11 protein-coding genes are annotated in these 14645 nt (G+C 71.9%); 6 read left to right on the top strand and 5 right to left on the bottom strand.

Annotated features, from left to right (window positions below):
- Positions 1-88 precede the first annotated feature (88 nt).
- Positions 89-1621, top strand: a complete 1533-nt coding sequence (locus ACZ4FV_RS34805; RefSeq protein WP_465324293.1) for an MFS transporter — start codon at positions 89-91, stop codon at positions 1619-1621.
- A 246-nt stretch (positions 1622-1867) separates the two neighbouring features.
- Here the strand turns inward: ACZ4FV_RS34805 and ACZ4FV_RS34810 are convergent, their stop codons facing one another.
- The 3 genes from ACZ4FV_RS34810 to ACZ4FV_RS34820 form a co-directional block, all read right to left on the bottom strand.
- Positions 1868-3829, bottom strand: a complete 1962-nt coding sequence (locus tag ACZ4FV_RS34810; protein ID WP_395872057.1) for an MDR family MFS transporter — start codon at positions 3827-3829, stop codon at positions 1868-1870.
- Entirely contained in the window at positions 3826-4266 is a 441-nt protein-coding gene (locus ACZ4FV_RS34815; protein ID WP_395872059.1) for a MarR family winged helix-turn-helix transcriptional regulator, read from the bottom strand. The genes ACZ4FV_RS34810 and ACZ4FV_RS34815 overlap by 4 nt, the downstream gene beginning before the upstream one ends.
- A gap of 392 nt (positions 4267-4658) precedes the next feature.
- Positions 4659-5393, bottom strand: a complete 735-nt coding sequence (locus ACZ4FV_RS34820; protein WP_465324295.1) for a hypothetical protein — start codon at positions 5391-5393, stop codon at positions 4659-4661.
- A 344-nt stretch (positions 5394-5737) separates the two neighbouring features.
- Between ACZ4FV_RS34820 and ACZ4FV_RS34825 the strand changes: the two genes are divergently transcribed.
- The 4 genes from ACZ4FV_RS34825 to ACZ4FV_RS34840 all read left to right on the top strand — a co-directional run bounded on the left by ACZ4FV_RS34825 (position 5738) and on the right by ACZ4FV_RS34840 (position 11631).
- The gene (locus ACZ4FV_RS34825; RefSeq protein ID WP_402236683.1) at positions 5738-6994 is read left to right on the top strand and encodes a CaiB/BaiF CoA transferase family protein; all 1257 of its coding nucleotides are present in this window, start codon (positions 5738-5740) and stop codon (positions 6992-6994) included.
- A gap of 104 nt (positions 6995-7098) precedes the next feature.
- Complete coding sequence (locus ACZ4FV_RS34830) at positions 7099-8604, top strand: hydroxymethylglutaryl-CoA synthase (protein WP_402236686.1); 1506 nt, start codon at positions 7099-7101, stop codon at positions 8602-8604.
- A 2-nt stretch (positions 8605-8606) separates the two neighbouring features.
- Entirely contained in the window at positions 8607-9800 is a 1194-nt protein-coding gene (locus tag ACZ4FV_RS34835; RefSeq protein WP_395872066.1) for an acetyl-CoA acetyltransferase, read from the top strand.
- Between the two features lie 235 nt (positions 9801-10035).
- Complete coding sequence (locus ACZ4FV_RS34840) at positions 10036-11631, top strand: PP2C family protein-serine/threonine phosphatase (protein WP_465324298.1); 1596 nt, start codon at positions 10036-10038, stop codon at positions 11629-11631.
- 51 nt (positions 11632-11682) lie between these two features.
- Here ACZ4FV_RS34840 and ACZ4FV_RS34845 read toward each other — a convergent pair whose 3' ends face one another.
- Together ACZ4FV_RS34845 and ACZ4FV_RS34850 are read right to left on the bottom strand one after the other, a co-directional pair.
- Complete coding sequence (locus ACZ4FV_RS34845; RefSeq protein WP_465324300.1) at positions 11683-13101, bottom strand: DNA-binding protein NsdB; 1419 nt, start codon at positions 13099-13101, stop codon at positions 11683-11685.
- Between the two features lie 232 nt (positions 13102-13333).
- Complete coding sequence (locus ACZ4FV_RS34850) at positions 13334-13552, bottom strand: hypothetical protein (protein WP_395872074.1); 219 nt, start codon at positions 13550-13552, stop codon at positions 13334-13336.
- Between ACZ4FV_RS34850 and ACZ4FV_RS34855 the strand changes: the two genes are divergently transcribed.
- The gene (locus ACZ4FV_RS34855; protein WP_465324302.1) at positions 13551-14432 is read left to right on the top strand and encodes a phosphotransferase; all 882 of its coding nucleotides are present in this window, start codon (positions 13551-13553) and stop codon (positions 14430-14432) included. The two genes, ACZ4FV_RS34850 and ACZ4FV_RS34855, sit on opposite strands and share 2 nt — an antisense overlap.
- Positions 14433-14645: the final 213 nt, after the last annotated feature.

Raw genomic sequence — 14645 nt, forward strand, 5'->3', positions numbered from 1 at the left:
CGGGTCGGAGTCGATTGCCAGGTGCCTGGTTATACCCGGATAACCGGGCTACTGGTGCGGGTATTCGCGACCGACCACAGTCTTGGCCATGACCGATACGAATCTGCGGTCGGGCAGCGACGCCCGACGCGAGGGGGACGTGGAGCGGGTGGCGACCGCTCTCGGGGGCACGAGCGAGGAGACCGAAGGAGAGCGGGGCGCGGTCCGGCACCGGGCCGCGAGCACGGTGTTGCTGGTGGTGCTGGTGGCCGGGCAGTTCATGGCGGTCCTGGACGCGTCGATCGTCAATGTCGCGGCCCCGGTGATGCGTTCGGACCTGCACGCCTCGGGGGCCGGATTGCAGTGGATGATCGCCGGCTACACGATCGCGTACGCGATGTTGCTGATCACCGGATCGCGGCTGGGGGCGATCTTCGGGTACGGCCGGGCCTGTCTGGGTGGGCTCGGGCTGTTCACACTCGCGTCGTTGGCGTGTGGACTGGCCACTTCGACGGGCGAGTTGGTGGCGTTCCGGTGTCTTCAGGGTGCGGGCGCCGCGTTGCTGGTGCCGCAGGTGTTGACGCTGATCCAGCGGCGGTTCGAGGGACGGCGGCGGACCGCGGCGATGGGGCTGTACCAGACCGCGATCGCCGGCGGCGCGGTCGTCGGACAGATCCTCGGCGGAGTGCTGGTGAGCGCGGATCTGCTGGGTACCGGCTGGCGGCCGGTGTTCCTGGTCAACGTGCCGATCGGCGTGCTGTTGCTGGTGGTCGGATGGCGTGCGCTGGGCGGGGACCGTCCCGATCCCGCCGAGCGGACGGGGTGGGGCCGGTTGGACGTGCCGGGCGTGCTGGTGCTCGCGCCGGCGATGCTCGCGGTGGTGGTGCCGCTGGTGATGGGACACGAGCAGGGTTGGCCGGTGTGGGGGTGGGTGTTGCTCGCGGCCGGGGTCGCCGGGTTGGGCCTGTTCGCGCTGGTCGAGCGGGCGGTGGCGGCGCGCGGCGGGTCGCCGCTGGTGCCGGGGGCGGTGTTGCGCTCCCCCGGGCTGCTGTCCGGCGGGATCGCGCTGTTGATCGCGGTCGGCAGCTACAACGGATTCCTGTTCACGCTCGCGCTGCACCTGCAATCCGGTCTCGGTGACAGTCCGCTGCGGGCGGGCTTGACCTATGTGCCGTGCGCGATCGGGTTCGCGGTCTCGGGGTTGTGGTGGGGACGGCTGCCCGAGCGGATCCGGGCGCATGTCGGCTATCTGGGCTTCGCGCTGGTGTCGGTCTCGTACGTCGGCATGGCGGCCGCCGTGCACGGGGGTCGCGAGGGCGGGTTCGCGCTGGCGATCGGGCTGGCCGGGATGGGCCTGGGGCAGGGCGCGGTGATCGGGCCGCTGATGGCGAGCGCGCTCGGCCGGGTCCGGGCCGAGCACGCGGGCGACGCGAGCGGCGTACTGGTCACCCTCATGCAGGTCGGCGCGGTGTTGGGGGTGGCCACGTACGGCACCACCTTCCTGTCCGCGACGGGCGTGGGTGCCCATGCCTCGGCACACGCCGCGGTGGTGACGTTCGTGGCGCTGGCCGCGGTGAACCTGTGCGCGGCGGTGTGGGCGTGGCGCGTGGTCGCGCGGCGCCGGGTCACCCGGGTCGCCTGATCGGATGGGAGGCCGAGCGGACGGGCGAACGGGCCTGCGGGCGGCGCGGTGCGATCCGCCCCGGCGCCGGGGCGCCGCCCGGCCGATCCCGGACCCCGCGCACGCACGCATGTGTGCACCCCCACCGGCCGGGCGGGCGGTTGGTCCCGTTCGGCCGGTGCGGGTCGCGCTTTCGCGGGTAGCCCCAAGACCCCGCGTCGGGTGGGGTCCTCGCGTTGGTTCGCGCGGGTGGTCGGCTCCGCGAGGTCAGTCCCGTTCGGGCCAGCGGCGGCCCGCCGCGCGCCGCGCGTCCTGCTCCGGCGAACGGCTCGGCCGCGAGCCCGATCCGGCTCCGTTGCCGCTTCCGGCCCCGGTTCCGACACCCGAGCCGGACGAGCCCGGATCCGCTCCCGCGGCCACACTCGAACCCACCTCGGATCCCGCGTGCGCACCGGCTCCCGACCCGGCGCCGGCCCGCTGCAAGAGCTCGCCGTCCCGAGCGGGGTCGACGGATGCCGCCGCCGATGCCTGCGCGTCGGCGAGTTCCTCCGCCTCCGCCGCGGCCTTCGCCTGGAGGCCGGACATCGTGCGCAGCGGCACCTCCTTGATGAAGAAGACCAGTACGAACGCGACCGCCATGACGCATGCGGCGATCAGGAACACCAACTGCATCGCCTCGGAGAAGCCTTCCTTGAACGGCGCGGCCAGGCGCGGGTCCAGGTGCTGGATGAAGGACGAGTCGCTGAGCACGCCGGAACCCTGCGCGCCGCCGGGGTTCGGATTGCGGACCATCTCGATCACCGGCCCGTTGGCCGGGTCGGCGAGCACCGAGGGATCGGCCAACGCCGCCTGGAACTCGGGCGTACGGGCGTCCCGGGTGAACGCCTTGGCGATCTCCCCGGAGACGTTGCTGAACAGCACGGACAGGAACACCGCGGTACCGGCGGTGGCGCCCATCTGCCGGAAGAAGGTCGCGGCCGAGGTGGCCACGCCCATGTCCCGGGCCGGGACCGCGTTCTGCACCACCAGGATCAGCGTCTGCATGCACTGGCCGAGGCCGATGCCGAGCAGGACCATGAACAGGCTCGTGGTCACCAGCGACGTCTCGGTGTCGACGTACAGCGCGAACAGGGCCATCGCGATCGCCGCGATGCCGGTGCCCAGGATCGGGAAGATCTTGTAGCGGCCGGTCTTGGAGGTGATCTGCCCGGACAGGATGGACGAGCCCATCATCCCGGCCATCACCGGGATCATCAGCAGGCCGGCCTCGGTGGGTCCGGCGCCCTTGACGATCTGGAAGTACTGCGGGATCAGCATGAACCCGCCGAACATGGCCATCCCGAAGATCACGCCGATCAGCGACGCGAGGCTGAAGATCCGGTCGGCGAACAGGCGCATCGGGATCAGCGCGTCCTCGCCCATCCGGCGCTCGACCAGGATCCAGGTGATCACGCCGATGCTGCCGATCAGGTAGCAGGCGATCGAGGTGCCCGAGCCCCAGCCCCATTCGCGGCCCTGTTCGGCGACGATCAGCAGCGGCACGACGCCGAGGGTCAGGGTGATCGCGCCGAACCAGTCGATCCGGTGCGGGCGGCGGGTGTGCGGGATGTGCAGCACCTTGGCGACGACCAGCAGGGCGAGCACGCCGACCGGCACGTTGACCAGGAACACCCAGCGCCAGCCCGCGATGCCGAGGATCTCGCCCTGCCCGGCGAAGAACCCGCCGACCAGCGGGCCCAGCACGCTCGAGGTGCCGAAGACGGCCAGGAAGTAGCCCTGGTAGCGGGCGCGTTCGCGTGGCGGGACGACGTCGCCGATGATCGCGAAGGCGAGCGACATCAGACCGCCCGCGCCCAGGCCCTGGAGGGCGCGGAACCCGGCGAGTTCGTACATCGACGTGGAGAACGTGCACGCCGCGGATCCGACCACGAAGATCGTGATGGCCGCGAGGTAGAACGGGCGGCGACCGTACAGGTCGGACAGCTTGCCGTACAGCGGCGTGGCGATGGTCGACGTGATGAGGTACGCGGTGGTCGCCCACGCCTGTTGGCTGAGGCCGTGCAGGTCGTCGGAGATGGTCCGGATCGCGGTCGAGACGATCGTCTGGTCCAGCGCGGCCAGGAACATGCCGGCCATCAGGCCGTACAGGATCGTCATGATCTGACGGTGGCTCAGGGCGCCTTCGCTCACGGCCTGTTGCGGGCCGGACTGCGGTTGCGGCTCGGTCATGCGGTAGTGCCTTCCGGGGCACCGGGCGCGGCGTCGCGCGTGGGTGCCTGGTCGCGTTCGAGATCGTCGTTGAAGCGGCCGAGGAGGTGCACGAGCGTTCGGCGCTCCTCGGCGGACCAGTCGCGGGTGACCCGGTCCAGTTCGGTCTGCCGGCGGGCGCGGTAGATCTCGAACGCCTGGTTGCCGGCGTCGGTCACCGCGAGCAGGGTGCCGCGACCGTCGTTGGGGTCCGGGCGGCGTTCGACCAGCCCGCGCTGGACCAGAGAGGCGATCTGCCGGCTGACCGTGGACACGTCCAGGTAGGTCATCGCGGCCAGGTCGGTCACCCGGCGGGGTCCCTCGAGGGCGAGGTAGGCCAGCAGCAGCCGGTCTCCCCCGTCGGGCACGGGGCCGCCCTCGGCGCGGTTGCGCGCCTTGGCGGCGGCCGAGAGCCGCATGAGACGCGCGAGTTCGCGTCCCAGTTCGTCGGGTGCGCGGCCGGCTGTCGGCCCGTCACACGGTGTCGTCGCGGTATCGATGACCGCCCCCCTTGTCGCTCGCCACGCGTTAACTGCATGGCTCAACCAACAATAGCGCCCTTCACCACCGCGCCCGATTCGCGCCTCAGCGGCCGAGGCCCGACCAACGCCCGGGCAAGGCCGCGGCCCAGGGGATCTCGGGAGCACGTCCCGTGGCCCCGGGGATTCTCGGGAGCGCGTCCCGTCGAACCGGCCATCCCCGCTCGACCATCCCCGCTCGACGATCGCGGCCCTGTCGCCTCCGAAGCGGGCAGACCAACGGGCCGTCGCCCGGGACGGCGGCAACCGGGCGGGGCCGCCCGGCGGACCCGCTATCGGGCGACGGCCGCCTCGGCGGGTGCCGCGTCGGGCCGGTCGGCCGACCGCTCGATGGTCTCGGCGGCCGGCGCGGACGGCTGAGCGCCGGGACCGACTGCCGGTGTCACGCCCGCCTTCGGCCCCGAACGCGGCCCGGGCTGCGGCACCGGCGACGCGCCGGGGCGTGCCGCGGCGGAGGGGTCGAGCGCACCCTCCCCGCCCGGACCGACGCCCGAATCCACACCCGCGTGCACATCCGCGCCCCCACCCGCGCCCGGCGTGGGCGCACCGTCCGCGCCGAGCAGCCCCTCGGGCATGCACTCCGCACCCGCCTCCGCGAGGTGCGCGTCATCGACCGCATCGGCGACGTCGGCCGCACCACGACTCACAGCAGCCGCATCCGACTCGTCCGGGCCCGCGCTTCCGCCCGCCTCGCCCGTACCCGTGCCGACGTCCGCCCGACCCGCCACCGGAGTGGCCCCGCCGGCCCGCTTCGGCCCGGCCTTCTTGGCCCCCGGACGCTTGTCCGGCTCGCGGTAGCCCAACTTGCGCAGTTCATCCGGCGTCCAGCCACCCGCCAACGCGTCCGCCCACGCCTTGAGCGCGCGCTGTTCGCCCTCGGCGGCGGCCTTGAGCAGCGGTTCCAACTCGGCCGCCGACGTGGCCAGTTCGCGGATCAGTTCGATGCGCCGGTCAAGGAGGGCACGGGCGGCCACCTCCGCGTCACGAATCAATGCGTCATCGGTCATGCACGCACCGTAATGGACATGTCGGTGCGCCGGAAAATCGACAAGCCGATGACTCGCCCGCCCATCACCCTTCGAACGACCCCGCCCCCTCCCGCGAAAGCCCTCCCGATCCGCCCCCACCCCCATCTCCCGGCCCGCGTGACGAGCGGCACGGAACTGGACCCATGCTCATCTGACTGTCCGTCAGCTATGGTGACGAGGTGCCTGTCTCGCGACTATTGGGCGCTCGTGCGAGGTACCCGACGGGTGTCCCGCCGGGTCCCGGGCATCACGGCTGCAGCAGGTTCGGCCGGCCGGTCGACCGCGCGGCACACGTACGACCGCACAACAGGGAGTGAGTGACCATGCGCGTGGGAGAGGTGGCAGGCGCGGACCTGCAACGCTTCGGAAAGCCGCTCGACGGGATCCGGGTCCTTGCCATCGAACAGATGCAGGCGCTCCCCTACGCCACGCAGATGCTCGCCCGACTGGGCGCGGAGGTCATCAAGATCGAGTCGCCGGGCGTCGGCGAGTCCGGGCGCGCCGCGCTGCCGATGATGACCGACCCGCTCGGCCGCCGCGTCGGCGTCACCTTCCTGCGCAACAACCTCGGCAAGCGCAGCGTCACGGTCGACCTGAAGCACCCCGAGGGCCGCGAGATAGTGCTGCGCCTGGCCGAGAAGGCGGACATCGTCTGCGAGAACTTCAAGCCCGGTACGGCCGGCCGGCTCGGCCTGGGCTTCGAGGACATCGCCGCCGTCAACCCGCGCGCGATCTACCTCTCCGTGTCCGGCTTCGGCAACACCACCGAGTCGCCGTACGCGTCCTGGCCCGCGTACGCCCCGGTCGCCGAGGGCATGGCCGGTCTGTACGACTTCAAGCGCGACCCGAACACCGCGCCGGTGGTGTCCCCGCTCGGCGCGCTCGGCGATTCGGGCTCGGCGCTGTTCGCGGTGATCGGCGTATTGGCCGCGCTGCGCCATCGGGACGCCACCGGCGTCGGTCAGTACGTGGACATCTCCATGTTCGACGCCATGGTCGCGCTCAACGACGCGGGGATCAGCTACTGGTCGATGGGACTGAAGGACCCCGGCCTCGCGCCGCTGATCAACCACTCGTTCCGGGCCTTCGACGGCTACTTCCTGATCCAGTGCGCGCGCCCGCACATGTTCGAGGCGCTCGCCGACCTGGTCGGCAAGCCGGAGTGGAAGAGCGATCCGCGTCTGAGCGGCCCGCAGGAGTGGTTCGACCACATCGAGGACATCCTGCGCCCGGGCATCGAGGAATGGGCGGCGGACAAGTCCCGGTTGCAGGCGTGTGCGGCGCTGAGCGGAGTGGGCGTCGCGTCCGGCCCGGTCTACAACCCCGGCGACGTGATCGAGGACGAGCACGTGCGCAATCGCAACATGATCGTCGAGATGGAGCGCACCGACGGCGACCCGGCGCCGGTCCTGTCGCCGGGCAACCCGGTCAAGCTCTCCCGGGTCGCCGAGGGCCCCGAGACCCGGGTGCCCTGGGTCGGCGAGCACACCGCCGAGGTGCTCGGGGCCGAACTGGGCCTGTCCCGCGCGGAGATAGACCGCCTCGCGGCCGACGGCGCGATCGGCTTGGAGACCCCCTAGCCGAGCACGTACTCCCCCAACCCATCCCGCACGGCGGCCCGCAGCGACGGGCAGCCACGCGACAACGCGACGAACCCCAAGTGGAACGAGGCGGAAGCGGAGAAATGACGACTGACGGAACCGCAGTTTCGACGGGACGCGGCATCCTCGGGTACGGGGCCTATCTCCCCTACCGGCGCCTCGACCGCAAGAGCATCGCCGCCGTGGCCGGCACCGGCGGCGGCAAGGGCACCCGCACGGTCGCCTCCTTCGACGAGGACACCACCACGCTGGGCGTCGAGGCCGCCCGCAACACGCTGCGCGCGACGCCCGGGATCCGCCCGCGCGCGCTGCTGTTCGCCACGGTGGCACCCGCGTACGCGGACCGCACCAACGCGACCGTGATGCACGCCGCGCTGCGCCTAGACGGTTCGGTGCCCGCGATGGACGCCACCGGCTCGGTGCGCTCGGCGGCCGGTCTGCTCCGGCTCGCGCTGGACGGCGCCGGCAGCTCGCTCGTGGTCGGTGCCGACATCCGGGTCGGCCTGCCCGGCAGCGGCGACGAGGCGGCCGGCGGCGACGGTGCGGCCGCGCTGCTGGTCGGCTCCCCCGCCGACGGCCCGGTGCTGGCCGAGTATCTCGGCGGCGCGTCCGCCACGGCCGAGTTCGTCGACCGCTGGCGCACTCCGGGCGATGTGCGTTCGAAGTTGTGGGAGGAGAAGTTCGGCGAGAACAACTACCTCGCCGCCGGTCGGCAGGCCTGGACCGACGCGCTCAAGGCGACCGGGCTGACCGCCGACCAGGTCGACCACGCGGTGATCGCCGGCCTGCACGGCCGCGCGGTCGCCGGGCTGGGCCGCAGGCTCGGGGTGCGCGAGGGTGTCCTGGGCGACGACCTCGCGAGCACCGTGGGCAACACCGGCGCGGCGCACCCGGGACTGCTGCTGAGCGCGACGCTGGAGCGCTCCGAGCCGGGCGCGGTCGTCGCGCTGGTCGTGCTGTCCGACGGCGCCGACGTGTTCCTGTTCCGCACCACCGACGCGCTCGCGGCCTACCGGCCCACCCGCACGGTCGCCGAGCAGATCGCCGGCGGCGCGCCGCTGCCGTACGGCAAGTACCTCGCGTGGCGCGGGCTGCTCCCGGTCGAACCGCCGCGCCGACCCGAGCCCGCCCGCACCTCGTCCTCGGCCGCCGTGCGCTCGGTGGAGTGGAAGTACGGCTTCGTCGGCTCGCGCGATCGCGAGAGCGGCGCCGTACACCTGCCGCCGCAACGGGTGTCGATGACCGGTGGCAACGTGGACGACATGGAGCCGGTGCCCACCGCCGACGTGCTCGGCACGGTCAAGACGTTCACCGTGGACCGGATGGCCTACTCGCCCAGCCCGCCGGTGGTGTTCGCGGTCGTGGACTTCGACGACCCCGCGGGGGGCGAAACGACGTCCGACGAGGGTGGTGGGCGACGGGTGGGCGGCCGGTTGCCGATCGAGCTGACCGACATGGACGCGACCGAGGTGGCCATCGGCGACCGGGTCGAGCCGACCTTCCGCCGGCTGGGCACCGCCGACGGCATCCACAACTACTTCTGGAAGGCCCGCCCCGTGCGGACCGCCCGAGCCGCCGAGGAGGCATAGGCATGGGATCGCACGGCATCAAGGACCGCGTCGCCATCATCGGGATGGGTTGCACCCCCTTCGTCGAGCACTGGGACAAGGGCACCGACGACCTGTTGATCGAGGCGACCACCGAGGCGTTCGCGAACGCCGGCGTGGCGCAGGAACAGGTCGACGCGTACTGGCTGGGCACCGCGCAGTCGGGCATGTCCGGACTGACCCTGGCCAAGCCGCTGCAACTGCAGGGCAAGCCGGTCACCCGCGTGGAGAACATGTGCGCGACCGGGTCCGACGCGCTGCGCCAGGCCGCGTACGCGGTCGCGTCCGGCGCGTACGACATGGCCATGGCGGTCGGCGTGGAGAAGGTCAAGGACGGCGGCTTCCAGGGGCTGAACGCGTTCCCGATCCCCGGCGACGGGACCGCCCGCACGCTCACCGCGGCGGCGATGTTCTCGATGGTGGTGCCCGCGTACGGCGACAAGTACGGCGTGTCCGAGGCGGAGATGCGCGACGTGCTGTCGCACATCGCGTCGAAGAACCACTACAACGGCGCGCGCAATCCGCGCGCGCAGTTCCGCAAGGAGATCGCGCCGGAGAAGATCTCCGCGATGCCCAAACTCGCGGGCCAACTCGGCGTGTTCGACTGCGCGGGCGTCGCCGACGGCGCGGCGGCGGCGATCGTGGTCCGGGCCGAGGACGCACACCTGTACACGGACAAGCCGCTGTACATCAAGGCGCTGTCGCTGGTGGCGGGCAACGGCTCGGGGGTGATCGACCCGGAGTACGACTACACCACGTTCCGGGAGATCGCCGCGTGCGCGCAGGACGCGTACCGTCAGGCCGGCGTGGGCAACCCGCGCGAGGAGCTCGCGATGGCCGAGGTGCACGACTGTTTCACGCCGACCGAACTGGTGCTGATGGAGGATCTGCAGTTCGCCGATCGCGGGACCGCGTGGAAGGACGTCCTGGCAGGTGCCTTCGATCTGGACGGCCGGTTGCCGGTCAACCCGGACGGCGGGCTGAAGAGCTTCGGTCACCCGGTCGGCGCATCCGGACTGCGGATGATGTTCGAGGCCTGGCTACAACTGCGCGGCGAGGCACCGGCGGATCGACGGATCCCGGCGGACGGTCGCAAGCTCGCGCTGACCCACAACCTCGGCGGCTATCCGGGCGAGATGGTCTCCTTCATCTCCATCCTGGGCAACGAACTCGGCTGACCGCCGTTCCCCCACGCGTTGTTCGAAGACCGTCGAACCGCGTCGGGTTTTGCTCGTCAAAGCTGGTGAGGGGCTCGATCGCGGTCGCGATCGAGCCCCTTTCGCCATCTCCGGACACCGGAAATGGGCAATCTGCCACAAGCATCATGGTTACCGTGGTTTCATCCGCGTCCGGGCCTTTGATGTGCGACAGTCATTGCACCCTGCCTCGTCATGTCCGGAGGAGCGCGAGCGGATGCGCGAACGGCCCGAACACCCCGTGGACGCACCCCTCGTGGTGGACCCGGCGCAATGGCTCGCGCACATCGACCGAATGCGGGCCGAACTCGAGGCTCTGCGCGGTGGTTTCGACCCGCGCCCGGGTGCTGCCGGCGGCGGTTCGGGCGAGGACGCGGCGGCGATCGAGGACGCGCACCGCCGGGGCATGGTGTGCGATCTGCTCGCGGGCAGCCTCGGTCGGACGGCGGAGTATCTGGCCCGATTGAGCCTGGACACCGACGATCCCGAGCACCGCCAGGCCGACGATCCGGGCCTGGCGGCCAGCACTCCGGCGCGCAGCTCGGTCCGGCCGCCGGACGTCGGGCCCACCGCGCCGTTCGCGCTCGGTGACGTCGAGGACGCGGTACTGCCGTGGCGGCACCTGCGCCGGTTGTTCGTCGAGCCGGACCCGCACGGGCTGTTGCCCGAGCAGCGCCGCACGGCCGTACCGCCGGCGCCGGGTTCGGGACCGGTGGCCAGCGCCGAGTGGCATCTCGATCGCGACGACGTGCGCTGGTCCGACGAGATGTACGCGCTCTTCGGCCGAGACCGCGCGCTCGGCCCGCTGCCGCTGGCCGAGTTGCCCGACCACGCGGCGGCCGAGGATCGGGCGTTCGTCACGGACCTGCTGCGCGAACTGCTCGAACAGGCGAACGGCACCGAGGGCGAGTTCCGGATCGTGCGCGCCGACGGCAGCCGGGTGTCGGTCCAGTTCGTCGGCGAACCGGTGCTCGGCGCGGACGGAACCCCATACGCGGTCTGGGTGTTGCTCCGCGATATCACCGAACTGCGGCGCACCCAGCAGGCGTTGACGGAGGCCCGGGCGCAGTTGCTGGCCCAGCGCCGACTGGTGCGCTCCGAGCACCGGATCGCCGCCGAGTTGCAGCGCGTGGTGATGCCGTGGTGGACCCGGCCGATCAGCCTGCCCGGCATCGAGGTGGCCACCCGGTACTTCCCGGCCGAGCAGGACTCGAAGGTCGGCGGCGACTGGTATGACGCGCTCGCGCTGCCGAGCGGCGACGTGTTGCTCGCGGTCGGCGACATGTCCGGGCACGGGGTCGCCGCGGCGTCCGGGATGACCACACTGCGCGGGGCGTTGCAGGGGGTGGCGATGACGGGGGCCGGACCCGCCGCGATGCTGACCGCGCTGAACCGGATCGTGGTGCACACCCTGCCGGCGGACAAGGTGGCGACCGCGGTGTGCGCGCGATTCGACCCGGAACGGCGAGTGTTGACCTGGGCCCAGGGCGGCCACCCGCCGCCGCTGCTGTACCGCGACGGCGTGGGACGGGCACTGTCGGCACCCTTCGGCGTGTTGCTGGGTGCGCTCGACGAGCCCGAGTTCGTCGAGGACCGGGTCGAACTACTCCCCGGCGACGTGCTGTTGATCTTCACCGACGGCTTGGTCGAGCGACGCGGGCGCGGCACCGAGGAGGCGGTCCGCGCCCTCCTCGGCCTGGGCCCCCGAGTACTCGGCGCGGACGCCAGGACATGCGTGGACGTGGTGCTGAGCCGCCTGGGCCACACCCGCTACGAGGACGACGCGTGCGTGATGGCGGTGTGCGTGCGGTAGCGCTGCGCTTGGGCTCGGGGTTTTGTGCCCACCCGTTGCCGATCCCGGGCGTCAGGAGCCTTCGGCGAGTTCCTCGCGGAAGACACGCACCTCCGGCACGTCCCGATACCGGTCCGTGAGTCTGCGCAGTACCTCCAGGCGGTCCCACGTGCGTTTCGAGCTGACCTCGCCGGCGGCGTGGACCGCGAGACGCGCCTGGTGGGCACCCCGGTCGGGTTGGCCATCCAACAAACAGGCGGAGGCCAGCGAGATCAAATCGAAGGTCTTGGAGCGTTCGTGCCCGCGAGCACGCAACTCCAGTGCCCGCTCCGCGTGTTCCTGGGCACGACCGGCCGCGGTGGGATCCACCTCGGCGAGCGTGCGGTACACCAGCGCCTGCATGCCGTGCAGATCGGCCGAGTCGAAGAAGGCCACCCAGTCCGGATCCTCGTCCGGGCGCGACCGGCCGAACTCGGCCTCGGCCCGACCCAGGGTGCGCCGGCAGTCCGCGGCCCGCCCGAGCGCCGCCTGCGCCCACGCCTCCACGGTGTGGAACATCGCGCGTGTGGTCGCTCCCGCCCGATCGCCCGCCGTACGCTGCGCCAACTCGATCAGCGCGAGCGCGTCCGCCGGGCGCTCCAGGTGCACCATCTGCCGGGCCGCGCGGGAGAGCGCCTCGGCCGCCCGCGGCAGGTCGCCCGCCTCCCGGGCCGCGTGCGCCGCGATCACGAAGTAGTTCTGCGCGGTCGGATCCAGCCCGATGTCGTGCGACATCCAGCCGGCCAGCGCGGCCAGGTTGGCCGCCACGTTCCACAGCCGACGGGTGACCGGCAGCGGATTGGGATAGGTCAGCAGATTGCCGACCTCGTTCAACTGCCCGATCACCGCCTTGCGTTGCAGACCACCACCGCGATCGGCGTCCCAGGTCCGGAACACCGTGACCGCGTTCTCCAGCGCGGTCACCTCCTCGGCCCCGATCGGACCCGCGTCGGCGAGCCCGTACGAGACCGGGTCGGCCGGCGCGCCGCGCGGGTGGGGCAGGCCCGGTCCGGGGGTGAGCCAGCGATCGAAATTGGCCACCAGGGCCGGCCCCGCGACGAGTGCGAACCCGCTGCCGGCGAAGCCGTGCCGGTTGAGCATCAGGTCCATGCCGGTGAACTCGGTCAGCGCGGTCACCGTGCGCTCGGTGCTCCACGGCAGGTCCTCCTGGACCACCTGCGCGTTGTGCCGGGGGCGACCGGTCAGGCCGAGGTCCTCGGAGGTGACGACACGCCCGAGCCGCTCGGTGAACAGGGCCGCCAGAACCCGGGGTACCGGATCCCTCGGGCGCTCACCGTCCTCCAGCCAGCGCCGGACCCTGGAGGTGTCCGTGGCAAGCTGGGGATGGCCCATCGCGGCGGCCCGGCGGTTGACCAGTCGGGCGAGTTCGCCCTTGGACCACCCGGTCAGGGCGAAGAGGTCGACCAGTTTGGTATTGGGTTCCCGGCGCATTGCAAACCGCCCGTTGATGTGGGGACCGTGGCTCGAAAAGCGTCCTGTACGAGGTCGCCTGCCGGACCGAGGCTAGCCCGGTCCGGAGCAGCCGGCTCCGATTCGCCATGGTTCGCCAGGGTCCGCCACGTGGATCACCACCCGGTTCTCGGAGTGTTGTGGATGGTGGATCCGGCACGTGGGCCCCCACCCGTCGCGCGGCCGGATCCGCCCCTCGGCAGCGCAGGAAGGTTTACATGTCATCCACGACGTCCACCACCCCCGGCCGCCCGACCACGCCCGGTTCCGCGACCTCCCGGCCGGTCACCCCCGGTCCGAACAGGCGTTCCCCATCCGGTGGTTCGGCGCCCGGCACGGTGGCGTCGACGAACACCGTGGTCGCGGCCAACGCCGCGGTCGCGACCGGCACGGCCGGGGCCGCCGGTGGAGCGGGCCCGGGAGCATCTCGCATGGCGCAGCAGGGTCCGGAGGCGGTGGCCACGATCGCGGCCCGAGTCTGTCCCGGCTTCACCGCGGGCGCGGTGTTGCGGAGAACACCGCGCTCCCTGCTCCTGTCCGGCTCGGTCGGTCGCGGCCCGGTGGTGGTGAAGTACCTGACCGACCCCTCGCCGCACTGGCTCCAGCGATTCCGACACGAGGTCAACGCGTACCGCACCTTCACCCGCCAACGACCGCCCGTGCGGGTCCCCCGCCTGATCGCCGCCGACCCCGAGCGCCGCATCCTGGTGATGGAACACGTGGCCGGCCGACCGGCCGCCAACGAACGCCACCCGAGCACCGCGATGGCCCGCGCCGACGTCCGCGCGGTCCTCAACGCGTTCACCACGCTCAACCGATGGAAGCCCCCGCCCGGGTCCTTCCCGCTCGCCTTCGACTACCCGGCCCGCGTCGACCGCTACCACAAACTCGGCCTGCTCACCGACCGCGACGCCGGCGACCTGGCCCAACTCCTGCGCGGCCTCAGCCGGGTGCCCGCGCAGTTCTGCCACGGCGACGCGGTCCTGTCCAACATCCTGCTCACCGCCCAGGGCGCGGCGCTGGTCGACTGGGAGTCCTCCGGCTACCACCTGCCCGGCTACGACCTGGCCGTCCTGTGGACCCTCCTGGCCCGCGACCCGATGACCCGCCGCCAGATCATCCAGACCGCCCAACAATCCGGCTCCCTCTCCCGCGACGCGTTCCTGGTCAACCTCATGCTGGTCCTCGTCCGCGAAATCCGCCTCAACGACGTGGGCCCCGTCGCCGAAGACCAACGCCGCCTCCTCCGCCGCCTCCACGACGATTGCGGCATGGTCCGCCGAGCGGTCCGAGCCGCAATCGGCACCCGCTGACCATGCTCGCGGCCACATGGCCCTGATGGGACCACCCGACCCACGTTCACCGGCTGCGCTCACAAAGCACTCGGCTTGGTAGTGGTGCCCACCCGCCCGCCCGTTGCGTGTGCGAGTGAGAAGCCGTTGTCATACCGAACTTGGCGTCGGGTTATAGGACTTGGGTTCTCGTTGGAGTGGTCTCGGCGCTGAGAGCGCATGAAAGCAGGGCCT

Source organism: Embleya sp. NPDC025285, from assembly GCF_055558835.1.

Coding starts and splice junctions, on each gene's coding strand:
- ACZ4FV_RS34850 (WP_395872074.1), bottom strand. CDS start 13,552: ATGCGAGATGCTCCCGGGCCCGCTCCACCGGCGGCCCCGGCCGTGCCG.
- ACZ4FV_RS34825 (WP_402236683.1), top strand. CDS start 5,738: ATGCGCGTGGGAGAGGTGGCAGGCGCGGACCTGCAACGCTTCGGAAAG.
- ACZ4FV_RS34835 (WP_395872066.1), top strand. CDS start 8,607: ATGGGATCGCACGGCATCAAGGACCGCGTCGCCATCATCGGGATGGGT.
- ACZ4FV_RS34845 (WP_465324300.1), bottom strand. CDS start 13,101: ATGCGCCGGGAACCCAATACCAAACTGGTCGACCTCTTCGCCCTGACC.
- ACZ4FV_RS34810 (WP_395872057.1), bottom strand. CDS start 3,829: ATGACCGAGCCGCAACCGCAGTCCGGCCCGCAACAGGCCGTGAGCGAA.
- ACZ4FV_RS34820 (WP_465324295.1), bottom strand. CDS start 5,393: ATGACCGATGACGCATTGATTCGTGACGCGGAGGTGGCCGCCCGTGCC.
- ACZ4FV_RS34840 (WP_465324298.1), top strand. CDS start 10,036: ATGCGCGAACGGCCCGAACACCCCGTGGACGCACCCCTCGTGGTGGAC.
- ACZ4FV_RS34830 (WP_402236686.1), top strand. CDS start 7,099: ATGACGACTGACGGAACCGCAGTTTCGACGGGACGCGGCATCCTCGGG.
- ACZ4FV_RS34815 (WP_395872059.1), bottom strand. CDS start 4,266: ATGCGGCTCTCGGCCGCCGCCAAGGCGCGCAACCGCGCCGAGGGCGGC.
- ACZ4FV_RS34805 (WP_465324293.1), top strand. CDS start 89: ATGACCGATACGAATCTGCGGTCGGGCAGCGACGCCCGACGCGAGGGG.
- ACZ4FV_RS34855 (WP_465324302.1), top strand. CDS start 13,551: ATGGCGCAGCAGGGTCCGGAGGCGGTGGCCACGATCGCGGCCCGAGTC.